The organism is Pseudactinotalea sp. Z1748 (genome assembly GCF_049725185.1).
Taxonomy (GTDB): Bacteria; Actinomycetota; Actinomycetes; order Actinomycetales; family Beutenbergiaceae; genus CALKWS01.
The window spans coordinates 422,413-447,136 of record NZ_JBMPQB010000003.1 but is presented as its reverse complement, the minus strand read 5'-3'; the positions used below and the strand labels follow the sequence as shown (position 1 = coordinate 447,136).

21 protein-coding genes and 4 tRNA genes are annotated in these 24,724 nt (G+C 69.6%); 18 read left to right on the top strand and 7 right to left on the bottom strand.

The window, feature by feature from the left end; genetic code table 11:
* Positions 1–11: 11 nt before the first annotated feature.
* From treZ to ACO0LU_RS09385, 7 genes are all read right to left on the bottom strand, one after another.
* The gene (gene treZ, locus ACO0LU_RS09415) at positions 12–1,775 is read right to left on the bottom strand and encodes a malto-oligosyltrehalose trehalohydrolase (RefSeq protein ID WP_424791104.1); all 1,764 of its coding nucleotides are present in this window, start codon (positions 1,773–1,775) and stop codon (positions 12–14) included.
* Complete coding sequence (gene treY, locus ACO0LU_RS09410) at positions 1,772–4,261, bottom strand: malto-oligosyltrehalose synthase (protein WP_424791103.1); 2,490 nt, start codon at positions 4,259–4,261, stop codon at positions 1,772–1,774. Before treY ends, treZ begins: the two co-directional genes overlap by 4 nt.
* Positions 4,261–6,432, bottom strand: a complete 2,172-nt coding sequence (gene glgX / locus ACO0LU_RS09405; RefSeq protein ID WP_424791102.1) for a glycogen debranching protein GlgX — start codon at positions 6,430–6,432, stop codon at positions 4,261–4,263. Before glgX ends, treY begins: the two co-directional genes overlap by 1 nt.
* A 19-nt stretch (positions 6,433–6,451) precedes the next feature.
* Positions 6,452–8,587 carry a DEAD/DEAH box helicase gene (locus tag ACO0LU_RS09400; RefSeq protein ID WP_424791101.1) on the bottom strand — a complete coding sequence of 712 codons (2,136 nt, stop codon included), beginning with the start codon at positions 8,585–8,587 and terminating at the stop codon, positions 6,452–6,454.
* 83 nt (positions 8,588–8,670) lie between these two features.
* A tRNA-Val gene (locus ACO0LU_RS09395) sits at positions 8,671–8,745 on the bottom strand.
* A gap of 3 nt (positions 8,746–8,748) precedes the next feature.
* Positions 8,749–8,819, bottom strand: a tRNA-Cys gene (locus ACO0LU_RS09390).
* A gap of 47 nt (positions 8,820–8,866) precedes the next feature.
* A tRNA-Gly gene (locus tag ACO0LU_RS09385) sits at positions 8,867–8,939 on the bottom strand.
* Positions 8,940–9,021: 82 nt separating this feature from the next.
* On the opposite strand from ACO0LU_RS09385, the gene ACO0LU_RS09380 reads away from it, so the two are divergent.
* From ACO0LU_RS09380 to yajC, 18 genes are all read left to right on the top strand, one after another.
* Entirely contained in the window at positions 9,022–10,134 is a 1,113-nt protein-coding gene (locus tag ACO0LU_RS09380) for a chorismate-binding protein (RefSeq protein ID WP_424791100.1), read from the top strand.
* An 86-nt stretch (positions 10,135–10,220) separates the two neighbouring features.
* Complete coding sequence (locus ACO0LU_RS09375) at positions 10,221–11,063, top strand: aminotransferase class IV (protein WP_424791099.1); 843 nt, start codon at positions 10,221–10,223, stop codon at positions 11,061–11,063.
* Between the two features lie 94 nt (positions 11,064–11,157).
* Positions 11,158–11,232: transfer RNA gene (locus ACO0LU_RS09370), tRNA-Val, on the top strand.
* A gap of 192 nt (positions 11,233–11,424) precedes the next feature.
* A complete protein-coding gene (gene thrS, locus ACO0LU_RS09365) occupies positions 11,425–13,398 on the top strand; it encodes a threonine--tRNA ligase (protein WP_424791098.1) in 1,974 nt (657 codons plus the stop codon).
* 76 nt (positions 13,399–13,474) lie between these two features.
* A complete protein-coding gene (locus tag ACO0LU_RS09360; protein WP_424791097.1) occupies positions 13,475–14,038 on the top strand; it encodes an HIT family protein in 564 nt (187 codons plus the stop codon).
* Positions 14,039–14,042: 4 nt separating this feature from the next.
* Entirely contained in the window at positions 14,043–14,660 is a 618-nt protein-coding gene (gene pgsA / locus ACO0LU_RS09355) for a phosphatidylinositol phosphate synthase (RefSeq protein ID WP_424791096.1), read from the top strand.
* Positions 14,657–15,754 carry a phosphatidylinositol mannoside acyltransferase gene (locus tag ACO0LU_RS09350; RefSeq protein WP_424791095.1) on the top strand — a complete coding sequence of 366 codons (1,098 nt, stop codon included), beginning with the start codon at positions 14,657–14,659 and terminating at the stop codon, positions 15,752–15,754. The genes pgsA and ACO0LU_RS09350 overlap by 4 nt, the downstream gene beginning before the upstream one ends.
* Positions 15,754–16,920: a glycosyltransferase family 4 protein gene (locus ACO0LU_RS09345; RefSeq protein ID WP_424791094.1), complete on the top strand. Its 1,167-nt coding sequence runs from the start codon at positions 15,754–15,756 to the stop codon at positions 16,918–16,920. Before ACO0LU_RS09350 ends, ACO0LU_RS09345 begins: the two co-directional genes overlap by 1 nt.
* Positions 16,917–17,483: a hypothetical protein gene (locus tag ACO0LU_RS09340; protein ID WP_424791093.1), complete on the top strand. Its 567-nt coding sequence runs from the start codon at positions 16,917–16,919 to the stop codon at positions 17,481–17,483. The genes ACO0LU_RS09345 and ACO0LU_RS09340 overlap by 4 nt, the downstream gene beginning before the upstream one ends.
* A gap of 23 nt (positions 17,484–17,506) precedes the next feature.
* Positions 17,507–18,949: a PrsW family intramembrane metalloprotease gene (locus ACO0LU_RS09335; RefSeq protein WP_424791092.1), complete on the top strand. Its 1,443-nt coding sequence runs from the start codon at positions 17,507–17,509 to the stop codon at positions 18,947–18,949.
* Positions 18,950–19,033: 84 nt separating this feature from the next.
* Entirely contained in the window at positions 19,034–19,936 is a 903-nt protein-coding gene (pdxS, locus tag ACO0LU_RS09330) for a pyridoxal 5'-phosphate synthase lyase subunit PdxS (RefSeq protein WP_424791091.1), read from the top strand.
* Positions 19,933–20,505: an NUDIX hydrolase gene (locus ACO0LU_RS09325; protein ID WP_424791090.1), complete on the top strand. Its 573-nt coding sequence runs from the start codon at positions 19,933–19,935 to the stop codon at positions 20,503–20,505. The genes pdxS and ACO0LU_RS09325 overlap by 4 nt, the downstream gene beginning before the upstream one ends.
* Positions 20,502–21,125 carry a pyridoxal 5'-phosphate synthase glutaminase subunit PdxT gene (gene pdxT / locus ACO0LU_RS09320; protein WP_424791089.1) on the top strand — a complete coding sequence of 208 codons (624 nt, stop codon included), beginning with the start codon at positions 20,502–20,504 and terminating at the stop codon, positions 21,123–21,125. The genes ACO0LU_RS09325 and pdxT overlap by 4 nt, the downstream gene beginning before the upstream one ends.
* 17 nt (positions 21,126–21,142) lie before the next feature.
* On the top strand, positions 21,143–21,898 hold the full coding sequence (locus ACO0LU_RS09315; protein WP_424786007.1) for a YebC/PmpR family DNA-binding transcriptional regulator: 756 nt from the start codon (positions 21,143–21,145) through the stop codon (positions 21,896–21,898).
* A gap of 66 nt (positions 21,899–21,964) precedes the next feature.
* On the top strand, positions 21,965–22,588 hold the full coding sequence (ruvC, locus tag ACO0LU_RS09310; protein ID WP_424791088.1) for a crossover junction endodeoxyribonuclease RuvC: 624 nt from the start codon (positions 21,965–21,967) through the stop codon (positions 22,586–22,588).
* 33 nt (positions 22,589–22,621) lie between these two features.
* A complete protein-coding gene (gene ruvA / locus ACO0LU_RS09305; RefSeq protein ID WP_424791087.1) occupies positions 22,622–23,233 on the top strand; it encodes a Holliday junction branch migration protein RuvA in 612 nt (203 codons plus the stop codon).
* Positions 23,226–24,257 carry a Holliday junction branch migration DNA helicase RuvB gene (ruvB, locus tag ACO0LU_RS09300; RefSeq protein ID WP_424791086.1) on the top strand — a complete coding sequence of 344 codons (1,032 nt, stop codon included), beginning with the start codon at positions 23,226–23,228 and terminating at the stop codon, positions 24,255–24,257. Before ruvA ends, ruvB begins: the two co-directional genes overlap by 8 nt.
* 61 nt (positions 24,258–24,318) lie before the next feature.
* The gene (gene yajC, locus ACO0LU_RS09295; protein ID WP_424791085.1) at positions 24,319–24,723 is read left to right on the top strand and encodes a preprotein translocase subunit YajC; all 405 of its coding nucleotides are present in this window, start codon (positions 24,319–24,321) and stop codon (positions 24,721–24,723) included.
* Position 24,724 lies beyond the last annotated feature (1 nt).

The window sequence follows — 24,724 nt, the reverse complement described above, 5'->3', positions numbered from 1 at the left end:
GACGGAAGGGCTCAGCCGAGGACGACGACGCAATCCGCACCCAGGTGCACCCGGGCGCCGTCGTCGGTCAGGAAGGTGCCGTCCGGATCCCAGGCCGCCAGCACACCACGCCCGGTGCCGGCGGGAAGCGGGACCTGCTGGGCGGTGCCGGTGGTGAGCGCGACGACGGCGGAGCCGCGCCGCATCGTCAACCAGCCGGCGTCGTCGTCGAAATCCACCGTGGTCACGGTGCGGTCGCCCCCGGCCAGGTCCGGGTGGTCTCGGCGTAGCGCGACCAGGTCGGTGTAGAAGGCGAGCAGCCGGGCGTGGTCTGCCCCGGCGGGTTCGGACCAGTCCAGCACCGAGGCGGCGAACGTTCGCCGATCCTGGGGGTCGGGCACCGTCAGGTCGGCACGGCCGTAGAGCTGGGCCCATCCGTGATCGCCGAACTCGGCCTGGCGGCCCGCACGGATCGCCTCGGCCAACCCCTCCTCGGCGTGGTCGGTGAAGAAGAGCCAGGGGGTGGTGGCACCCCACTCCTCGCCCATGAACAGCATCGGGGTGTAGGGGCCGGCCAGCAGTAGCGCCGCCCCGATCGCCAGTCGCCCGGGGCTCAGGGTGGCACTGGGACGGTCGCCCAAGGCCCGGTTGCCGACCTGGTCGTGGGTGTTGAGGGAGGCCACGAAAGCATGTCCGCTGACCTCTGGCGGCACCGGTGCGCCCCAGTGGCGGCCGCGGAAGGAGGAGTAGGCGCCGTCGTGCACGAACACCCGCGTGAGCGCTTTGGCCAAGGTGGGGGCATCGCCGAAGTCGGCGTAGTAACCGTGCCGCTCTCCGGTGAGGTAGGCGTGCATCGCGTGGTGGACGTCGTCGGCCCACTGCGCGTCCATGCCGCGCCCGCCCGCGGTGACGGGGGCGACCATGGCGGCGTCGTTGAGGTCCGATTCCGCGATCAGCCCCAGGGGCCGGCCAACCCGGCTGCTCAGGTCCGCCACCGCGCGAGACAGTTCGGCGAGCAGGTGCTCACCGGAGTCATCCTTCAACTCGTGCACCGCATCCAGGCGCAGTGCGTCGATGTGGAAGTCATCCAGCCATCGCAGGGCGCACTCGATGATGAAGGCGCGCACCGGTGCGGAGTCGAGGCCGTCGAGGTTGACCGCCGCGCCCCAGGGCGTGTGGTGGCGGTCGGTGAAGTAGGGGCCGAACTCGCCCAGGTAGTTACCGGAGGGCCCCAGGTGGTTGAAGACGACGTCCAGCGCCACGCCCAGGCCCGCGTTGTGGGCGGCGTCGACGAACCTGGCAAGCGCGGCCGGACCACCGTAGGGGTGCTGTACGGCGTACAGACCGACGCCGTCATACCCCCAGCCGCGTTCACCCGGGAAGGCCGCGACCGGCATCAGCTCCACGATGTCCACACCCAGGGCCACCAGATGGTCCAGCCGTTCGATCGCGGCGTCCAGCGTTCCGCCCGGGGTGAACGTGCCGATGTGCAACTCGTAAATCACGGCACCGTGCACGCCCTTGCCGGCCCACTCCCGGTCGGTCCAGTCGAAGTCGGTCGGGTCGTACCAGCGTGAGGGTGCGTGCACGCCCTGGGGCTGCCACGGCGAGCGGGGATCGGGGCGCAGCGGGCCGCCGTCGAGGCTGAAGGCGTAGTCGGTGCCCGTCTCCAGTACCGGCTCGCTGGCCCACCAGCCCTCGCCCTCGGGACGCATCGACGCTCGCGCACCGATGCCGGGCAGGTCGATCTCAACCCGTTCGGCGTTCGGGGCCCACACTCGGGCGGGGACGCTCAACTCTCCTCCTGGTCCGCGGGGCGGTCGGCTACCTCCAGGACGGCGACCGGGCCGTGTCGCAGGACCTCGCTCACCGGTTGGGCGCCCCCGGGATGCTCGGCGCCGCTGATCACGTCATGCCAGTGGCCAGGTGGCAGCACCACGGTGTGCTCACCCCACCCACCCAGGCGGCCCAGGGCGACCGGGAGCCGGGTCGCGATCGTGACCGCCTGTGGTTGCTCGTCGGCCGAGCGGGCGAACGCGATCGCGTGGCCGGTGGAGGTTGCCAGTGGTTGGTAGCCGGCGCGGGCGCCGACGAAGACCTCGGGACGGCGCCGGCGCAGTCGCAGTACCGCGGCGACCAGGCGCAGTTTCTCCTCCACCAGCCCGGAGGGTCCGGCCCCGGAGTCCAGCCGGCTGAGCATCTCGGTGAGTGCGTGGTGATCCACGGGGCCGCGGTTGTCCGGATCCACCAGGGCCACCCGGGTGGTCTCGCTGCCCTGGTACACATCCGCCACGCCGGGCACCGTCAGTTGCAGGGCCTTGGTGGCCAGGGTGGCCACCCGCACCGATTCGGTGGTGCGAGCCACCCAGGCCTGCATCAGTTCGTGCACTGCCGGGTCGGTCACCAGGTGCTCGGCGAAGTCGACCAGGGCCTGCTCGCCCTCGGCGTCCACGGAGGTCCAGGTGGTCCAGTCCTTGGCCTCCCGGGCCGCCTTGATCAGGTAGTCGCCCAGCCGGGAGGCGTTGATCGGGCCCTTGCCGGTCCAGGTGCCGGCCAGGGTCTGCCAGGTCAGGTTCTCCGTGCGTCCGTGCAGGTCCGGTCGGACCGGGGCGGTGACCTCACGCAGTTGGTGCACCAGGTGGATCCACGCCTCGGCGTGCTCGGAGATCACCCCGATGCGGGCCCGCACGTCCTCCCCGCGCTTGTTGTCGTGGGTGGATCCGGCGGTCATCGAGGCCGGCCGTGCGGTCTGGATGGCACCGGCCCACGCGTGCAGTTCGTCCGGTCCCACCGAGAAGGCGCCGGGGGCGCCACCGACCTCACACAGGCTGGTCAGGTGCGTCCACCGATAGAAGGCGGTGTCCTCCACACCCTTGGCGGTCACCGCGCCACACACCTGCTGGAATCGTGTGATCACCTCGCCGCGGCGGGCCTCGTGGCGTCGTCCGGCGCTGCCGGTCTCGCGTCCCAGGACCAGGTCGGTGACGACGTCGAGGGTCTCCAGCCGCTCCGGGGACAGCCGGGTCGCGGCCTGCTCGGCCCACTGGGCCACCACCGCCTGTGCGGCGGCGGGGGCGGGCTCGCCCGGCACCACGTAGGCCCGGTACCGGTCTGCGGCCACCACCAGTTCGGTGAGACAGTCGGTGATCGCGGCGCGGGTGTGATCGCGCAGCCGCACGTCGTCGTGGCAGATCTCCGAGATCACCCCGGCCAGCCGGCCTACCTCGGCGCGCAGGGAGGTGGTCAGGATCTCGCGTTTGGCGTCCGCCACCAGTTCCGGGAGCAAGCCGAGGGTGTCGCCGGTGAGTTCATGCATCAGCGCGCCCAGCGGGGCAGACCCGGCCGGGTCGATGAGCACCTGCCCGATCCGCCACGACGCGTCGTACCCGGTGGTCCCGGCCGTGGGCCAATCGGCGGGGATCGTCTCGTGCGGTTCCAGGATCTTCTCCGCCACGCTCCACCGACCACCGGTGGCCTCGTGCAGGCGCCGGAAGTACTCACGTGGATCGGCCAGCCCGTCCGGGTGATCGATCCGCAGGCCATCGATCAGGCCCTGCTCGATCAACTCCAGCAGCAGTGCGTGGGTGGCCTCGAACACCGCCGGTCGTTCCACCCGCACCGCCAGCAGGGTTCCCACATCGAAGAAGCGCCGGTAGTTCAGTTCCTCATCGGCCACCCGCCAGTACGCCAGCCGGTATTGCTGGCGTTCCAGCAGTTCGGCCAGGGGCAGGTGCTCGGTTCCCGGGCGCAGTGGGAAGCGGTGTTCGTAATAGCACAGCACCGGGTCCGTGCCATCCAGGCCGTGCCCGGGTTCGTTCACATGGGCCACGGTGAGTTCCCCGGCCGCCATCGCCGCCCCCAACCGCCGCCCGAGCACCGGCATCAGCACCTGAGAGTCCTCAGCCCAGTCCACGTCGAACCACTCGGCGTAGTCGGAGTCCGGACCGTACGTGAGCATCGACCACAGTGCCGCGTTCTCACTCGCAGGGGTGGGTGCGGCCATGTGGTTGGGAACCACGTCCACCACGATGCCCATCTCGCGGGCTCGGGCGGTGGCCACCAGTCGTTCGAATCCGTCCCGCCCGCCCAGAGCAGGGGAGATCCGGGAGTGGTCCACGACGTCGTAGCCGTGGGTGGAGCCGGGCGCGGCGGTAAGGATCGGGGAAAGGTACAGGTCGGTGACGCCCAGGGAACTCAGGTAGTCGATCCTGGCGGCGGCGGCATCGAAACTCAGGTCCGGTCCGAGTTGCAGCCGGTAGGTGCTGATCGGGGTGCGCGGCATCAGCGGTCCTGGTGGCGCGTCGGTTCCTGTTCATCGCCCTCGTCGGTGCCTTGGGAGGGCGGCCGGGACAGCACCACGATCGAGCGCGAGGTCACCGTCAGCGCCGCGTCCGGGTCGTGCAGGTGCGTGAGGTCACTCTCGGGGTCGGTGCTGACCGCCACCACCCAGGAGTCGCCGTAATCGGGTCCGGGCAGGTGGAAGGTGAGGTCCTCGTTGCCGGAGTTGATGAGCATCATGAAGGAGTCGTCCACGACGCGCCGGCCCCGATCGTCGGGCTCCTCGATCGCTTCACCGTTCATGAACACCGCGACCGCACGCTGATCCTCGTCCTCCCACGCCTCGGGATCCATGGGAGCCCCGGAGGGGTTGAACCACGCCAGGTCGGGAAGTTCGGGCAACCCGTTGGAGGCTGAGTGGGAGCCGTCGAAGAACCGGCGCCGGCGCAGCACCGGATGGTCCTGGCGCAGGGCGATCAACCGCGAGGTGTACTCCAGCAGGGAACGCTGCTCCTCGTCGAGGTCCCAGTCCATCCAGGCGATCTCGTTGTCCTGGGCGTAGACGTTGTTGTTCCCACCCTGGGTGCGGCCCATCTCGTCGCCGTGGGAGAGCATCGGAACCCCCTGGGACAGCAGCAGGGTGGTGAGGAAGTTGCGCTGCCGACGCAGCCGCAGGGCGTTGACCTGCGGATCGTCGGTGGGTCCTTCGACGCCGCTGTTCCAGGACCGGTTGTGATCCTCGCCGTCCTGGCCGTCCTCACCGTTGGCCTCATTGTGCTTGTCGTTGTAGGAGACCAGGTCACGCAGCGTGAACCCGTCGTGGGCGGTGACGAAGTTGATCGAGGCCACCGGGGTACGGCCGGTGTGCTCATACAGGTCGGAGGAACCGGCGATCCGGCTGGCGAACTCACCGAGTGTGCCCGGCTCGCCGCGCCAGAAGTCTCGGACCGTGTCGCGGTACTTGCCGTTCCACTCCGTCCACAGCGGCGGGAAGCCGCCCACCTGGTAGCCGCCCTCGCCCAGGTCCCACGGCTCGGCGATGAGCTTGACCTGGGAGACCACCGGGTCCTGGTGGACCAGGTCGAAGAAGGAGGAGAGTCGGTCCACCTCGTGGAACTGCCGCGCCAGGGTGGCGGCCAGGTCGAACCGGAAACCGTCCACGTGCATCTCGGTGACCCAGTACCGCAGCGAGTCCATGATGAGTTGGAGCACGTGCGGGGAGCGCATCAACAGGGAGTTGCCGGTGCCGGTGGTGTCGAAGTAGTGACGCTTGTCGTCATCGACCAGCCGGTAGTACTCGGCGTTGTCTATCCCACGGAAGGACAACGTGGGGCCCAGGTGGTTGCCCTCGGCGGTGTGGTTGTACACCACGTCCAGGATCACCTCGATGTCGGCCTCGTGCAGGGCCTTGACCATCGACTTGAACTCCGCCACCTGCTCACCCCGGCCCCCGTAGGCCGCGTAGGCATTGTGCGGTGCGAAGAAGCCGATGGTGTTGTAGCCCCAGTAGTTGCTCAACCCCTGTTCCTGCAGGTGGGGGTCCTGGACGAACTGGTGCACCGGCATCAGTTCGATCGCGGTGACACCCAGGTCCTGCAGGTGCCCGATCACCGCGGGGTGGGCCAGGGCCGCGTAGGTGCCGCGGATCTCCTCGGGTACCTCCGGGTGCAACCGGGTCAGCCCGCGCACGTGCGCCTCGTAGAAGACGCTCTCGTGGTACTCGTGGTTGGGTGGCCGGTCGTGGCCCCAGTCAAAGTAGGGGTTGGTCACCACCGAGGTCATCGTGTGGGGGGCCGAGTCCATGGCGTTGAGTTCTCCGCCCTCACCCTGGGCGAAGGTGTAGGAGAACAGCGCCTCGTTCCCATCGATCTGCCCGTCGATGGCGTAGGCGTAGGGGTCCAGCAGGAGTTTGGCCGGGTTGCACCGGTGTCCGGCGTCGGGGTCGTGCGGCCCGTGCACCCGGTATCCGTACCGTTGCCCGGGTCGCACCGAGGGCAGATAGACGTGCCACACGAACGCATCGACCTCGGTGACCTCGATCCGCTCCTCGGAACCCTCGTCGTCCAGCAGGCACAACTCAACTCGCTCGGCGGCTCCGGAGAAGATCGCGAAGTTCGTTCCGGAACCGTCATATGTGGCGCCCAGTGGATAGGGGCGGCCGGGCCAGGTTTGCATGACGACTAGGGTCTCACGCTCATCCCTCGAGCGCGCTCCGCATCAGGTGGACGAGGGCGTCGAGCTGCACCGAGTCACCGGTGCCGACCTCGACGTCGGCGCCATCGAGTGCCCGCGCGGCCAGACCGGCCTTGGCGTCGATCAGTTCGGCGATCTTGGTGTCGATGGTGTGCGCGGCGAGGATCCGCCAGGCGGTCACCGAGTCATCCTGGCCGATCCGGTGCACGCGGTCGATCGCCTGCTCCTGCTCGGCTGCCGTCCAGGACAGTTCTGCCAACACCACGTTGGAGGCCGCGTGCAGGTTCAGCCCGACGCCAGCGGCTGTCAGCGAGCACACCGCCACCGCGACCTCCGGATCGCTCTGGAAGGCGTCGATGGCGCTCTGGCGGGCCTTGGCTGACTGATCCCCACGCACCGAGACCGTGCGTAGGCCTGCCTCGGCGAGCATCTCCTCAGCGGTATCCATGACGTCGATGTGCTTGGCGAAGAAGACCACCTTGCCCACCGAGCGCACCAGCTGGGCGGTGTAATCGGCGGCCAGGGCGGACTTGGCCTGACCGATCTTGCGCACCATGGTGAACACGTTGTCGCCGCTTTTGGCGTTCCGGGAGGATTCCAGTTCGGCCAGGGCCACCTTGCGCAGCAGGGCCACGTCGAGTTGGCCCGGGGGAACGTAGGAGACCTCCTGGGCCGCCTCCAGTCGGCGGTACTGGGCGGCCAGACGGCGACCGACCTCGGCCTCGGCCGCACGGATCGAACGCCCGATCTCATCGTCCAGTTCCACCGGTAGGTCGGCCACGCGCTTGGCCGGCAGGTCCTTGGCCACCTCGGACTTGGTGCGGCGCACGATGCCCAGATCGATGACCGCGGCGCGGGCCGCCGGGTAGAACGCACGGTCGGCCGGGGTGAGCCCGGTGGCCTCGAGCGCCTGCATCAGCTCGGTGCAGGCCTGTTGCCCGTCGGTCCAACCCAGGAACTGCCAGATCGCGTTGAAGTCCTCCACGTCGTTGATCAACGGGGTACCGGTCAGCGCCATCATCAGCGGCTTACCACCGGGCGCGCCGGCGCGGATCTGGCGGGACAGGTTGAGCACATGCTGGGAACGCTGGGAGGACAGGTTCTTGATGAAGTGGGCCTCATCGACCACCATCGAGCGGAAGCCGAGGGTGGACAACCAGGACAGGTGCCGGTCCAGCACGGTGTAGTTGACCACGAACACGTCGGCGAAGGCGTCCATGTCATCGCCGTCGCCGTGGATCACAGTGACCCGGCGCTGCGGTGTCCACCGCTGCACCTCCCGCGCCCAGTTGATCTTCACCACGTTGGGCACCACCGCCAGCATCGGATAGGTGTCCGCGACGGAGGCGGCCAGCACCGACTGGGCGGTCTTGCCCAGCCCCGGTTCGTCGGCGAGCAGGAACGAGCGGTGCCCGCGACGCACCGCCTCCAGGAGCCGTATCTGGTGCGGCATCAGGTCCATCCCGGGTGGGGAGAACCGGTCGAAACGAGGAATCGGCGGCAGGTCCATGGTGGCCACCCCACCCCCGGAGCCCTGTTCGAAGGCCCGGTACAGGGGATCCATCAGGTCCCATCCGGACAGGTACCCGGGGCTGGACTCGGCGCGCAACTGCTGCAGGTCCGGGGCCAGGAACGGGTTGGCCCTGATCCTGGCCTTCACGGAGGCCGGCACCACCTGCTTCTCCGCCAGTTGGGCCGGCACGGTCTCCCGCTCGGGTACCTGTGGGGCCTTGATCTCCATCTCATCGGCGCTGAGGGCCTTGCCCGAGTCCAGCAACCAGTCCCGACGCATCCGCTGGGCGGCCGGGGAAGGGGTGGCGTCGTCCTTGAGGACATTCAGCAGACTGGTGTCCTGGGCGGCGGTGCGGGCCAGGATGGTGGCCACCCCATCGAGCCGCTTGAGCAACTCCGTGCGGGTGGCTGAGGAGATGTCCTCATCGGCCTTGATCCGGGAGCGTTCCTCGCGGACCAGCAGGGCGATCACCTGGAACTTGGTGCGGTTGGTCGGGCCCACCCGGCCGCTCTTGGCGGCCTTGGCCTCCACCTCCCGAACGCGGCGCGCCAGGATCGGCAGCAGGGGTGCGTCCTCGTCGGGTCGGATACGGCCCGACGGGCGCCGCCGAGTAGTGGTCGCCACATGTCCTCCAGTGCATGGGTGCGCGCGGATCTGGGAATGCGTACACCGAACGCCCCATCCGCTGGTCGAGTGCGGATGTGCGTTGGTGGGCGATACTGGGATCGAACCAGTGACCTCTTCCGTGTCAGGGAAGCGCGCTACCGCTGCGCCAATCGCCCGTGAGGTGGGTACGGGATTCGAACCCGTGTATACGGCTTTGCAGGCCGCTGCCTCGCCTCTCGGCCAACCCACCAGTGCTGCTTCTAGGACCCGATGAGTCCCGCGTGGGCCGGGCCACCGAGCGGACGACGGGACTCGAACCCGCGACCCTCACCTTGGCAAGGTGATGCTCTACCAACTGAGCCACGTCCGCGTGCCACGCTTGTGCGTGCGTCCAGAACTTTAACCCACCGGCGTCGGCTGAGTCCAACCGGGCTCGCCGTTACGGTTGAGGCATGAATCACGGTCGGGCGGAATTCGCCGGGGTGGTGGCTCGGCGGGCCGTCGACTACGCCGATCTTCGCACCGATGCCCGCGCCCTGGCCGGTGGGGGCTGGTGGGCCGTGGTGGCAGAGTTCGACGGACCCTGGCACGCCTGGCGCTTCGCCGATGTGCAGCGGGAGGCACCCCCTGGCCATGCCCGGTCCGGCGAGCCGGCCCGGGCCCGCGAGGCTGACGACGGCGATACGGCGGACGCGGGTGCCTGGCACGGCCCGGCGGGGTCGTCCTGGGTGTCATCAATGTCACAGCAGGACTATGTGGATGCGGTGGTCCGGGTGCGTCGCTACATCCGGGACGGCGCGGTCTACCAGTCGAACATCTGCCGGATACTCGCAGCGTCCATGGCAGCACGTCCCGACGCCGGCGCCCTGGCCGCGATGCTCGCCGAGGGCAACCCTGCGCCGTACGCCGGCTACATCGACGTCCCGGGTGGTGCGGGCGCCGACGGCGCAGTGGGCCTTCCGCCCGCGTGGGTGGTCACCGCGTCCCCGGAACTGGGTCTCGGAGTCTCTGCGGGGATGGTCACCTCCGGTCCGATCAAGGGCACCGCACCCGCGCCGGAACTGCTCGCGGCGAAGGATCGCGCGGAGAACCTGATGATCACCGACCTGGTGCGCAACGACCTGCACCAGGTGTGCGATCCGGGAACGGTGGCGGTCACCGACCTGCTCGCGCTGGAACACCATCCGGGCCTGGTGCACCTGGTGTCCCGGGTGCAGGGCCGGCTCTCGGCCGCGGATCTGAACGTCGGCGGTGCCGGCTGGTCGGACCTGCTCGCGGCGACCCAGCCCCCCGGGTCGGTCTCCGGTGCGCCGAAGGCGGCCGCGCTGGAGATCATCGGGGAACTGGAACCGGCTCGTCGCGGACCCTACTGCGGGCAGATCGGCTGGATCGACGCCGACGCGGGTACCGCGTGCCTGGCGGTGGGCATCCGGACCTTCTGGTGGGAGTCGGGCACCCTGCGCTTCGGCACCGGAGCTGGGATCACCTACGGGTCGGACCCGCAGGGGGAGTGGGCCGAGACCGAGCTCAAGGCCGCGCGACTGGTGGGCCTGGCCTCGTCCTGACCCCAACGCGGGGACGAGGCGGTGGCGGCCACCGGGTAGGAGCGGGGTGGCGGTGCACCGCCACCACCTCTGGCACAGTAGTGACCATGATCGTGTGGTTCGACGGATCCATCCGCCCCTTTAGTGCCGGCCTCGTTGACGCCCTCGACCACGGACTGACCGTGGGTGACGGGGTGTTCGAGACCTGCGAACTCCGCCGGGGGCAAGTCTTCGCCCTGACTCGGCACTTGCACAGGCTCCACCGTTCGGCCACCGGGCTGGGCCTGAAGGCGCCGCAGGAGCAGCAGGTGCGCGAGGCTGTGGAGGCAGTCGCCCAGGAGTGGCGGCGCACCCGGGGCGAGGAGGAGTTGGGCCGGTTGCGGATCACCTGGACCGACGGGCCCGGGCCGCTGGGCTCGGAGCGCTTGGAGACCCCCGGCACGCTGGTGGTCGCCGCTGCCCCCGGCAAGGCTCCCGGGCCCGTGCGGGTACGGGTGGTGCCGTGGACGCGCAACGAACGCTCCGCCGTCGCCGGGCTGAAGACCACGTCCTACGCCGAGAACGCCCGCGCGCTCGCCTACGCCGCCGAGCAGGGCGACGGGGAGGCGATCTTCGCCAATACCCGGGGGGAGCTGTGCGAGGGCACCGGTACGAACATCTTCCTCGAGTCCGACGGGGTGCTGATCACCCCGCCGTTGGAGTCGGGCTGCCTGGCCGGTATTACCCGAGCGTTGGTGCTGGAGTGGGCCGGGGATTACGGCATTGAGGTGCGCGAGGAGACGTTGCCGCTCTCGGCGCTGCACGAGGCGCAGCATGCGGCCCTGACGTCCTCCACGCGAGGGTTGGTACCGGTCGTGGCGGTGGACGGACGCGAACTCCACCCCGGCCCGGCCACATCGATGCTCGGGCGGGAGTTCACCGCTCGCTCGGTTCAGCAGATCGATCCGTAGCACGCGAGGCAACTGCGGCCCCGATCACGCTCGCGGTGTGCAGAACCTGAGCGCGGGGCTGGTAATATCGTCTACTGCGTCCACACGACGCCCCGGGCGATTGGCTCAGCGGTAGAGCGCCTCGTTCACACCGAGGAGGTCACTGGTTCGATCCCAGTATCGCCCACCACACCGAGAGGCTCCGGGCCGGTGGAGTCCGCGGACCGGAGCCTTTCGCATATGTACCAACGGTTCCGAGCCGGGGGTGCCGGCACGTGTCGTGTGCGGAGGGCCGGGGTCGCCGGCATTGCCGTGTGAGGACCTGGGCGTCCCTGGGTAGGATCAACCGGTCCCTGCACCCCACCTGAACCAGGAGTTCGCCGTGTCCGATGACGCAGTGCACGCCCCGTCCCAGCAGCACACCGGGGGCGAGCCGGGCACCACGGGAACCGACCTGTACGGCGATCGCCGCGAGGTAGTCGCGATGCGGGTGAACGGGGAGTTGCAGGACCTCTTCCGCAGCGTGCCCGCCGGCGCCGACGTCGAACCGGTGCTCATCGACAGTCCCGACGGCCTGGACATCCTGCGCCACTCCGCTGCCCACGTACTCGCCCAAGCCGTGCAGCAGGCCGACCCGCAGGCGAAGCTGGGTATCGGACCGCCGATCAAGGACGGCTTCTACTACGACTTCGACGTCGCCGAGCCGTTCACCCCGGAGGACCTGAAGAAACTGGAGAAGGCGATGCAGCGCATCATCAACTCCGGGCAGACCTTTGCCCGCCGGGTGGTCGGTGAGGACGAGGCACGCGCCGAACTCGGTGCCGAGCCGTACAAACTGGAACTCATCGGGTTGAAGGGCAGTAACGCCGCCGACGACGCCGAGGGTGCTTCGGTGGAAGTCGGTGGCGGTGAACTGACCATCTACGACAACCTCGACCGCACCGGCGAGGTGGTCTGGGGCGACCTGTGCCGGGGCCCGCACCTGCCCAGCACCAAGATCATCGGCAACGCCTTCACCCTCATGCGCAGCGCGGCCGCGTACTGGCGGGGCAGTGAGAAGAACCCGCAACTGCAGCGCATCTACGGCACCGCCTGGCCGAGCAAGGCTGAACTGCGCGGGCACCTGGACCGGATTGCCGAGGCGGAGCGCCGCGATCACCGCAGACTGGGCGTGGAGTTGGACCTGTTCTCCTTCCCGGAAGAGTTGGGCTCGGGCCTTCCGGTGTTCCACCCCAAGGGGGGTGTGCTGCGCCGTGAGATGGAGGACTACGTGCGGCGCCGCCACATCGAGGAGGGGTTCGAGTACGTCGCCACCCCGCATGTGACCAAGGAGGGCTTGTTCCACACCTCCGGCCACCTGCCCTACTACGCCGACACCATGTTCCCGCCGATGGAGTTCGAGGGCTCGAACTACTACCTCAAGGCGATGAACTGCCCGATGCACAACCTCATCTATCGCTCGCGCGGCCGCTCCTACCGGGAGCTGCCGCTACGGCTGTTCGAGTTCGGCTCGGTGTACCGGTACGAGAAGTCCGGGGTGGTGCACGGCCTGACCCGGGTACGTGGGCTGACCATGGACGACTCCCACTCCTACGTGACCGCCGAGCAGGTGCCCGGGGAGATCCGCCACCTGCTGGACTTCATCCTCGGGCTGCTGCGCGACTTCGGCCTGACCGACTACTACCTGGAACTGTCCACCCGCGGGGAGGGGGACAAGTTCATGGGAACCTCCGAGCAGTGGGAGGAGGCCACCGCGGTGCTGCAGCAGGTGGCCGAGGAGTCCGGGCTGGAACTCGTGCCCGACCCCGGCGGTGCGGCCTTCTACGGACCGAAGATCTCGGTGCAGGCCCGCGATGCGATCGGGCGCAGTTGGCAGATGTCCACCGTGCAGTTGGACTTCAACCAGCCCGAGGGCTTCGACCTGGAGTACCAGGCCGCCGACGGCACCCGGAAGCAACCGGTGATGATCCATTCGGCCAAGTTCGGCTCCATCGAGCGGTTCATCGGTGTTCTCACCGAGCACTACGCCGGTGCGTTCCCGCCCTGGCTGGCGCCGGTGCAGGTGGTCGGGATCCCGGTGGCGGAGGTGTTCAACGAGTACCTGGAACAGGTCGCCGAGACGTTGCGGGCCGAGGGCATCCGGGTGGAGGTGGACACCGGCGATGACCGGTTCGCCAAGAAGATCCGAACCCACACCAAGGCCAAGGTGCCCTTCCAGTTGATCGCCGGTGGCGAGGACGTGGAGGCCGGGGCGGTGTCCTTCCGGTTCCGGGACGGTTCCCAGCGCAACACGGTGCCGGTGGCCGAGGCAGTAGCGCTGATCATCAAAGCGGTGCGGGACCGGGTGCAGGTCTGATCGCCCGGCCTCGGGTACGGGCGTGCACGTGCCGGCGAACAGGGCTTCCCCGCCCGCAGTCCGTAGGATCACCGGTATGCCGATCGGACCAGACCAGCCACCGGAGCAGGACGGGGCGTCCCTGCCCGGGACCCCGGACGGCTTCGAGCGGCTGTGGACCCCGCATCGGATGGCCTACATCGACGGTGAGGCCAAGCCTCGTAGTTCGGATGCCGGTGCGGACTGCCCGTTCTGCCGGGCACCCGAGGGTGAGGATGCCGAGGCCCTGATCGTGCACCGCGGTGACCACTGCTACGTGGTGCTGAACCTGTTCCCGTACAACCCCGGACACCTGCTGATCTGCCCCTACCGGCACGTGCCGGACCTGACGGACATGGACACCGGAGAGCGTCACGAGATGGTGGATCTGAGTGAGACCGCCATGCGGGTGCTGCGTACCGCGAAACGGCCCGACGGGTTCAACCTGGGCATGAACTCCGGCCACAGCGCCGGAGCGGGGGTCGCCGCACACGCCCACCAGCACGTCGTGCCGCGGTGGGCGGGTGATGCGAACTTCCTTCCGATCATCGCCCGCACCAAAGCGGTACCCGAACTGCTCGCCGACACCCGAGCGGCGCTGGCCGCGGCGTGGACCGGGTGAGCCGGTGCTGGGCAAACACGGCAGGGGAGTGAGCGGCCGGATCTTCGGGCCGCTCGCGCAGTGGCTGCTGCGCCGGGGGATCGGGCCCAACACTGTGTCCGTCACCGGCACCGTGGCGGCAATCGTGTCCGCGCTGGTCCTGCTCGGAACGGGCCGGTTGGTGATCGGGCCGATCGTGATCGGTCTGATCCTGTTGACCGACTCGATCGACGGCATCATGGCGCGTGAGGGCCCCGGGCCAACGGATTTCGGTTCCTTCCTCGACTCCACCCTGGACCGCCTGGCCGATGCCGCGGTGTTCCTGGGACTGGTGATCTACTTCGTACGGTTCGCCGAAGGGCCCGTGAGCGATTACGGGGTGGTCGCCGCGACGGCGTGCATGGCGCTGGCGATGACCGTCTCCTACTCCCGGGCGAAGGCCGAGTCGTTGGGACGGACCGCCAGTGTGGGGCTGGCCGAGCGGGCCGACCGGCTCGTGGTGACGCTGGCTGCCGCTCTCGCCGTCGGGCTGGGGCTGAGTCCGTGGCTGCTGGTGGCGGTGCTGGCACTGTTGGCGCTGGCCAGCGCGGTCACGGTGACCCAACGGATCGTGGCGGTCTGGCGTCAGGGGGAGGCCCGATGACCTCCGCGCGTCTGTTCGCCCTGGCCTGGCGGGTGCTGCCGCATCTGCCGGAGGTGTGCACCCGGGCGCTGTTCGACGTCGCTGCCCGGGCGGTGCATGTCCTACGGATACCGGTGGTGGGTCAGTTGGAGGCCAACCTGTCCCGGCTACGCCCGGACCTGGACCGGCGGGCGCTGCGCCGGGTCAGCCGGGCCGGGATGCGCTCCTACCTCCGATACTTCGGTGAGGTCTTCACGCTGCGGGGACTGCGTCCGGAGCAGATCTCGGCCCGGGTCCGCGCCGTCGATGACCGGGTGGTCCGGCGCCACCTCGACCAGGGCCGGAGCGTGGTCGCGGCGTTGGGGCACACCGGCAACTGGGACCTCGCCGGGGCCTGGTGCGGTCAGCACCTGGCCCGGGTGCTGACCGTGGCCGAGGTACTGGAACCGAAGGAGTTGTTCGAGGAGTTCCTGCGCTTCCGGGCCGATCTGGGGATGGACGTGCTCGGGCTGACCAAGGACGGCTCGGTGCTGCGCACCCTGATCCGCAGATCCCGTGAGCGCACGTACCTGGTGCCGTTGCTGGCAGACCGGGACCTGAGCCGGCGCAGCGTGGAGGTCCGGGCCGCCGGGCACCCGATGCGGGTGGCCCCCGGCCCGGCGGCGTTGGCGCTGGCGCTGAAAGCGCCGCTGGTGCAGGTCTTCATCCGGCACGAACGGTTGCGCGGGCGCTCCCGCAAGGCAGCAGGCTCACCGTGGGGGACCGTGATCGAGTTCGTTCCGATCGAGGTCCCGCACCACCTCAGCGGGAGCGAGCGGCTGGTTGCGATCACCCAGGCCTGGGTGGACGTGCTCGTCGAGCGCATCCAGGCCTATCCGGACCAGTGGCACATGCTCGCGCGTGTCTTCACCGCTGACCTCGACCCACAGCGCCTGGCCCGGGCGCGCGCCGGGGCCGACGACGACGTGCTCGCCGGCGTTGTGGCGAACGACGACGTCAGGGACCGGGGGGCGACGACGGTCACCGACGACGGCGGCGCGCCCGAGGCGGCCACAAGGCCCGAGCAGGACGGGCCGGGGCAGCAGCGGCCCGAGAACCGCGAGGGCGATCGCTGATGCGAATCGGTCTGGTCTGCCCCTACTCCTTCGACATGCCAGGCGGCGTGCAGTTCCACGTGCGTGACCTGGCTGAGAAGCTGCTCGAGCAGGGCGAGTCGGTGCAGGTGCTGGCCCCCGCGGATGAGCGGACCGAGATCCCGGACTACGTCACCTCCTCCGGTGGGGCGCTGCCGGTGCGCTACAACGGTTCGGTGGCCCGCTTGAGCTTCGGGCCGGTTGCCGCCGCCCGCACCCAGCGCTGGCTGGCCGGCGGTGAGTTCGACGTCGTGCACATCCATGAACCGTTCGCTCCCTCGGTCTCCCTGATCGCACTGCGCCAGGCGGAGGCACCGGTGGTGGCCACCTTCCACTCCGCCCAGACCCGGTCCCGGGCACTGCAGGCGGCCTACCCCCTGGTGCGCCCGGGTCTGGAGCGTATCCGGGCCCGGATCGCCGTCAGCGAGGATGCCCGCAGCACCGTGGTGGACCACCTCGGCGGGGACGCGGTGATCATTCCCAACGGAGTGTTCACCAGGCGGTTCGCCCAGGCCCGCGGCGAGCAGGAGTGGGTGGGGAGCGCCGAGGAGCCCACGATCGCCTTCCTGGGACGGTTGGACGAGCCACGCAAGGGCCTGCACGTGCTCGCCACCGCGGTGCCCATGGTGCTGCAGCGCCATCCGGGAGCCCGGTTCCTGATCGCCGGGCAGGGCGATGCCGCACCGGTGCGTGCCGATCTGGCGCACTACGGGGCTGCGGTGCAGTTCCTCGGCGGGATCAGCGAGCGGAGCAAGTCGGCGCTGCTGTCCTCGGTGGACCTCTATATCGCGCCCCAGACCGGAGGGGAGAGTTTCGGGATCGTGATCGTCGAGGCGCTCAGCGCCGGCGCCGGGGTGATCGCCTCCGATCTGCCGGCCTTCCAGCGGGTCCTCGATGGTGGCCGTAGCGGGTACCTGTTCCGAACCGGGGACGCCGCCCATCTGTCCGAGGTCATCGATGAGGCGCTCACCGACACCGATGGACGCCTCCGACGGCACGAGCACGCGCGCGAGGCGGTGCGCCGGTACGACTGGGACACCGTCACCGCCCAGATCCGGGAGGTCTACCAGATGGTCGCCGAGGCCGCACAGGTCCAGGCCACCCCCCGACGCCCGAACCTGCGCGACTGGCTGGGCCGGAACCGATGAGCGCCGCCGAGATCGTCCTGGTCGCCCTCGCGGTGGCGGCCCTGCTGGCCCTCCTGCTGTGGAGCGTGGCCCAGCGCCTGGATCGGCTGCACCGCCGCGAGTTCCAGACCCGCGCCACCCTGGAGGCACAACTGGTGCACCGCGCAGACACCGCCGCGGAACTGGCTTCCAGCGGGCTGTTGGATCCGGCAAGTTCGGTGCTGGTGGCCGATGCCGCGCTGGCCTCGATGGGGGCGGTGCGCCTGGTCGGGGAGGAGGAGACCAGTGGAGCGGGCACCGCGGAGCGCGGGCTGATCGAGAGCGACCTGAGTCGTACCCTGCGGGCGGCCCTGGATGCCGAGGGAGAGGGCGCCCGGCCGGTGCCACCCCAGCCGGGGGACGAGGCCGACCTGGTCGGCAAGATGCGCCAGGTGCAGAACCGGGTGCAATTGGCGCGCCGGTTCCACAATGACGCGGTGGTGCAGATCCAGCAGATCCGCCGGCTGGCGCTGGTGAGGATCTTCCGGTTGCCCGGGCACGCACCGATGCCGGTCACCTTCGAGATGGATGACGCGCGTGTGTGAGTTCTGCCTCTAAGGTATTCCCCATGTCGGAGAACCTGCCGCCCCAGCAGAACGGCTCGGGGGCGCGCAATGATGCGTGGAGCGTGCATGACGCACGCCCGGGGGCCGCGCATCAGCACGGGGATCAGCCGGCCGGGGCGCCCTACCCACCACCGGCCCCCGCGCCCGCCGGCCAGCAGTACCCGCCGCCGCCGGTCCAGCAGACTGCCCAGCCACAACAACAGAGCGGGGTACGGTCGGCCGCTACCGGGCACACCTATCCCCGAGCGGTACGCCCCGGTGGGTTCGCCCCCTCTCCGGCCCAGTACGGCAGCATGGCCGCCGGCCACGCACCGCCACAGAACACCACCGGGGAACTGGAGCAGGTGTGGTGGTCCGGGCAGCCGGAGAGCAACCGGTGGGTCTTCAACTGGGTCGCCTACGCCGCCGGTGGGTTGATGATGCTGATCCTGATCGGGATCATCATGTACAACACCGGGACCTCGGCCACCCTGGCCGGCTTCCTGCTCGCATTGGTTCCCCTGACGATCGTGCTCGCCGGCGTGGTGTGGCTGGACCGTTGGGAACCAGAGCCCAAGTCGCTGCTGCTGGTGGCCCTGTTGTGGGGTGCGGGCGTATCCACGCTGACCTCCTACTGGCTGAACACCGCAGTGGTCATCCGGATCTTCGAGGCCACCGGCGATCCGGAGCAGGCCACCCTCATCGGTGCGGTGGTCGTGGCCCCGGTGGTCGAGGAGATCACCAAGGGCCTGGGCATCCTGCTGATCTTCCTGCTCCGCCGCGAACACTTCGACGGCCCCGTGGACGGCGTGGTCTACGCCGCCACCGTCGGTGCAGGCTTCGCCTTCACCGAGAACATCCTGTACTTCGCCCAGAGCGAGGACGTGGTCTGGCTCGTGTTCGTGATGCGGGGCCTGGCTTCGCCGTTCGCGCACGCGTTGTTCTCCGCGTGCGTGGGTATCGCCCTGGGACTGGCGGCCCGCCGGTCCACCGCGGTTGCGGTCGGGCTCGCCTTCCCCGCCGGTCTGGTGGCCGCGATGGGCCTGCATGCACTGTGGAACGGCAGCGCCAGCCTGGGCAACACCTTCCTGCTGTTGTACTTCGTGGTACAGGTGCCCCTGTTCATCGCGACCATCGTGCTCATGGTGTGGCTGCGACGGCAGGAATCGGATGTGGTCCGGGCCCGGTTGTCCGAATACGCCCACGCCGGTTGGTTCGCCTGGCACGAGGTGGACATGCTCGCCTCGCTGCGCACCCGCAGCCAGGCCCGGCAGTGGGCAGGGACCTTCGGTGAGTCGGCCAAGCAGGCGATGAAAGCCTTCCAACGCGACGCCACCCAACTGGCCTATCTGCGCCAGCACGTGCTCACCGGGCGCGGAATGAAGCGGGCCCACCGCAGCGAGCACGAGATCCTCAACCAGCTCCAGCAGGACCGGCACACGTTCGTCTCCCGCGCCCAACGCTGATCGGCCCGGCATCCCAGGGTGGGGCGCAGTAGAGTAGAAGATGGTCACCTGACCCCACATCAACTCACGCGGAGGTTCACACCCGTGGCAGACGTCCCTGTTTCCCCCACCACCGGCACCGCGCGCGTCAAGCGCGGTATGGCGGACATGCTCAAGGGGGGTGTGATCATGGACGTGGTCACCCCCGAGCAGGCCAAGATCGCTGAGGACGCCGGTGCGGTGGCGGTGATGGCACTGGAACGGGTACCCGCCGACATCCGGGCTCAGGGCGGTGTCTCCCGGATGAGCGACCCGGACATGATCGACGGGATCATCGAGGCAGTCTCCATCCCGGTGATGGCCAAGGCCCGGATTGGTCACTTCGTCGAGGCGCAGGTGCTGCAGGCCCTCGGCGTTGACTACATCGACGAGTCCGAGGTGCTCAGCCCGGCCGACTACACCCACCACATCGACAAGTTCAACTTCACCGTGCCGTTCGTGTGCGGGGCCACCAACCTGGGTGAGGCCCTACGGCGCATCAACGAGGGCGCGGCGATGATCCGTTCCAAGGGGGAAGCCGGCACCGGGGACGTGTCCAACGCCGTGCAGCACATGCGCACCATCCGCACCGAGGTTGCCCGCCTGGCCTCCCTGCCGGCCGATGAACTGTACGTGGCCGCCAAGGAGCTCCAGGCGCCCTACGCCCTGGTCCGCGAGGTCGCCGAGGCCGGGCGGTTGCCGGTGGTGCTGTTCACCGCCGGGGGTATCGCAACCCCGGCCGACGCGGCCCTGATGATGCAACTCGGGGCCGAGGGCGTCTTCGTGGGCTCGGGAATCTTCAAGTCCGGTAACCCCGCCGAGCGCGCAGGGGCGATCGTCAAGGCCACCGCCGCCTACGACGACCCCGACGAGTTGGCGAAAGTCTCCCGCGGGCTCGGGGCGGCCATGGTCGGGCTGAACGTCGATGACATCCCGGTGCCGCACCGGCTGGCCGAACGCGGCTGGTGAGGCCCCGGGCAACCAACCTCGGCCCCGGCTGGAGCCTGGGCGAGGACGGGCTGTTCTGGCGCCGGGCCGCGCGAGTGCTGCTGGTCGATGAGCAGAACCGGTTGCTGCTGGTGCGCGGGCATGACGTGGACCAGCCCGAGCGCACCTGGTGGTTCACCGTCGGCGGCGGCATCGACCCGGGGGAGAGCGCGCGGGAGGCGGCGGTGCGCGAGGTCAGGGAGGAGTCCGGACTGGCCGTGAGCGCAGCGGACCTGGTGGGTCCGGTCCTGACCCGCTCGGCGATCTTCGACTTCCAGCGCGAGCAGGTGCGTCAGGACGAGGAGTTCTTCATGGCCCGGATCGAGCGGCCCGGCGCCGTCCGTACGGACGGCTGGACCGCCGTCGAACGCAGTTTCATGGACGAGGCGCGTTGGTGGGATCTGGCCGCACTGGCTCGGGTGCAGGTGGAGGTGTTTCCGGAGAACCTCGCCGAGTTGACCCTGCAACTGTTGGGCGGCTGGGACGGCCGGGTGCGCCACCTCGGCCTGGCCCCCGGGACCGACGACGCCGCCTCCACGCCCCGCCGGTGAGCACGCCACGGGTGGGGGTGCTCGCCGTCCAGGGGGACGTGCCCGAGCACCTGCGTGCCCTGGAGGCGGTGGGCGCACGTGCGGGCACGGTGCGCCACCGCGCCGACCTGGGGACCATCGACGCCCTGGTGCTACCGGGCGGGGAATCCACGACGATCGCCACGCTCCTGGTGCACCGGCAGATGATGCAGCCGATCCGCGAGGCGATCGCCGCCGGGATGCCGGTGTACGGGTCCTGCGCCGGCATGATCCTGCTGGCTGATGAGGTCCTGGACGGGGCTGCCGGCCAGCGTGGTCTCGGTGGCCTGGACATCACGGTGCGACGTAATGCGTTCGGCTCGCAGGTGCACTCCTTCGAGACCGATCTGCTCGCGCCGGAGGTTCTCGGTGGGGACAGCGACGCGGAACCGCTGCGGGCGGTGTTCATCCGCGCGCCCTGGGTCGAGCGTGCCGGTCCCCAGGTGCAGGTGCTGGCCCGTGTGGGTGCCGGCCCTGCTAGCGGTAGAATCGTGGCCGTCCGCCAGGGTGTGTTGATGGCGACGGCATTCCATCCGGAGATCGGATCGGACCTTCGCATCCACCGCGCATTCGTCGACATGGTCCTCACGCACCTGGGTTGAGCGCAGGAGAGGAAGATATGGCCGGTCACTCGAAGTGGGCCACCACCAAGCACAAGAAGGCAGCCAACGACGCCAAGCGTGGCAAGTTGTTCGCCAAGTTGGTCAAGAACATCGAGGTGGCTGCTCGCACCGGGGGTGGTGACCCGGCCGCGAACCCCACCCTGTACGACGCGATCCAGAAGGCCAAGAAGACCTCGGTCCCCAACGACAACATCGACCGGGCGGTCAAGCGGGGGTCTGGCCTGGAGGCCGGCGCCGCTGACTACGAGACCATCATGTACGAGGGGTACGCGCCCGGCGGTGTCGCGGTACTGGTGGAGTGCCTGACCGATAACCGCAACCGCGCGGCCTCCGATGTGCGGGTCGCCTTCACCCGCAACGGCGGCTCCCTCGCCGACCCCGGCAGCGTGTCCTATCTGTTCAACCGCAAAGGTGTGGTGATCGTTCCCAAGGCGGACGGCCTGACCGAGGACGACGTGCTGCTGGCGGTCCTGGAGGCCGGGGCCGAGGAGGTCAACGATCTGGGGGAGGCCTTCGAGGTGCTCAGCGAGGCCACCGACTTCGTGTCGGTGCGCTCCGCGCTGCAGGAGGCCGGGATCGACTACGACTCGGCCGAGGCGTCCTTCGTGCCGACCACCCAGATCGAGGTCGACGCCGACGGCGCCAAGAAGGTGCTCAGCCTGATCGAGGCGCTGGATGACTCCGACGACGTGCAGAACGTCTACGCCAACTTTGACGCCTCCGATGAGGTGCTCGCCGCCGTCGAACTCTGAGATCGCGGCGGGAATGCTCCCGTGTCGCTGCGCCCCGGTGTGGGCGCGCGGTGACACAGTGCAGACATGACCTATCGCATCCTGGGCGTGGATCCGGGCCTGACCCGGTGCGGGATCGGGGTGATCAGCGTGGGCCCGGGCCGCAGCGTGCAACTGGTCGAGGTCGAGGTGCTACGCACCGACGCCGCCGACCCGCTGGCCCACCGTCTGACCGCTTTGGACCGGGCGCTGACCCAGTGGCTGACCCGGCTACGGCCGGACGCGGTGGCGGTGGAGCAGGTCTTCGCCCAGCACAACGTGCGCACGGTTACCGGGACCGCGCAGGTGGCCGGTCTGGCGATGGTGGCCGCCACCCGCGCCGACATTGCCGTAGCCACGCACACGCCCAGTGAGATCAAGGCCGCGGTCACCGGCAGCGGACGAGCCGGCAAGGACCAGGTCCAGGAGATGGTCCGGCGGATCCTGCGCCTGGCCGACAAACCCCGCCCGGCCGACGCCGCCGATGCCCTGGCACTGGCGATCACCCATGCCTGGCGGGCGGGCGCCGCAGGGCCACGGCCCGCTGTCACGATGACCCCGGCCCAACGTTCCTGGGCCGAGGCCGCCGCACGCAGCCGTCGCACACCGGCCGCGCCGCGCACGGGCACCGGTGCGGCGGGTCGGCTACGCGCGGGCGGTGCGATCGGTTAGCCTCGTACGCATGTTCGTCGCTGGAAGTTCCTCATGATCGCCTCCCTGCGGGGGCACGTCCGCCACATCGGGCTGGAGTTCTGCGTCCTGGAGACCGGGGGAGTCGGCTACCGGGTGCACGCCACCCCCGGGACGCTGGCCACCCTGCGTACCGGCGCCGAGACCGAACTGGCCACCTCGATGGTGGTCCGGGAGGACTCGATGACGCTGTACGGGTTCGCCGAGCCGGACGAGCGGGACATCTTCGAGCGGCTGCAGAGCGTGAGTGGTGTGGGTCCGCGGTTGGCGCTGGCGATGCTCGCGGTGCACACACCCGATGGCCTGCGCAGCGCCCTGGCCACCGAGGACGTCAAGGCCCTGACGAAGGTCCCCGGGATCGGGGAGAAGGGTGCCCGGCGCATCATCGTCGACCTGGGCGACAAACTCGGGCCACCGAGTTCCGGCGCCGCACCGGCACAGGCGGCCCTCCCGGGCGCGCGTTCGCGCGCCCAGGAGGACGTCTCGGCTGCGCTGGAGGGGCTGGGATGGCCCGCCAAGGCCGCGGCCAAGGCCGTGGACAAGGTGTTCGCCGAGGACCCCGGCTTGGAGACGGCAGCGGCGTTGCGCATCGCGCTGCAGCACCTGGGAGGCGGCGGGAATGGCTGAGGAGGACACCGAGGGTCTGCTGGCCGCCGAGGCCGACGAACTCGAACGCGCCGCCGAGACGGCCCTGCGCCCGCGCCGGCTGGAGGAGTTCATCGGACAGGCCGTGGTGCGCGACCAACTCTCCCTGGTCCTGGACGCGGCCAGGGCCAGGCGGCGCAGCCCCGACCACATCCTGTTCGCCGGCCCTCCGGGACTGGGTAAGACCACCCTGGCCATGATCGTGGCGGCCGAGGTGGAGGGGTCCTTGCGGTTGACGTCGGGGCCGGCGATCCAGCACGCCGGTGATCTGGCGGCGATCCTGTCCTCCCTGATGGAGGGGGACGTGCTGTTCATCGATGAGATCCACCGCTTGGCCCGTCCCGCGGAAGAGATGCTGTACCTGGCGATGGAGGACTTCCGGGTTGATGTGGTGGTCGGCAAGGGCCCCGGTGCGACCGCCATTCCGCTCACGTTGCCGCCGTTCACGGTGGTGGGGGCCACCACCCGGTCCGGGCTGTTGCCGGCACCGCTGCGGGACCGGTTCGGGTTCACCGCACACATGGACTTCTACTCCCCGACCGAATTGGAACAGGTGTTGACCCGGTCCGCACGGCTGCTGGACGTGCACCTGCAGCCCGAGGCTGCCACCGAGATCGCCACCCGCTCCCGGGGCACCCCGCGGATCGCCAACCGGTTGTTGCGCCGGGTCCAGGACTGGGCCCAGGTGCGCGGCAGCGGGGCGGCGGACCTGCAGGCGGCGAAACGCGCCCTGGAGGTCTTCGAGGTCGACGCCCGCGGGCTGGACCGGCTGGACCGGGCCGTGCTTACCGCGCTGTGTCGCCGGTTCGGTGGCGGTCCCGCCGGTCTGACCACCTTGGCGGTCGCGATCGGGGAGGAACCGGAGACGGTCGAGACCGTGGTCGAGTCGTTCCTGGTGCGGGAGGGGCTGATCGCCCGGACTCCACGCGGCAGGGTGGCCACGCCCGAGGGATTCGCCCATCTGGGCCTGGCCCCGCCGGCCCCGGAAGGGACCCTGTGGTCCTGACCGACGCCCCGATGGCCTAGAATCGGCCAGACCCTTTCCGTTCGCTGGTGGAGACGTGCCCATGGATCCCGTAATGCTCATCTTCCTTGTTGTCATCTTCGGGCTGTTGCTGTTGATGATGAACAAGAATCGCAAGCGGCAGCGCGATGACCTGGAGATGAGGCGTTCGTTGTCGGTGGGCGATGAGGTGATGACCTCCTCGGGCATGTACGGCACCGTGACCTCGGTCGATGGCAACGTGGTCACGATCGAGTCGACCCCCGGGGTCCCCTCGCGCTGGTATCTCCCGGCGATCGGCAAGAAGGTCGACCCGGCCACCGAGTACGCCAGCGCCGATGATGAGACCACCGCATCGGAAGCGGCAGCCACCGAGTCCGATGCGGGCGGCACCGGGACCTCGACCCCGGACGGATTCCTGTCCGAGGACCAGGTGCGCCGCCCGTACCGGGACGACAAGAAGGACTGAT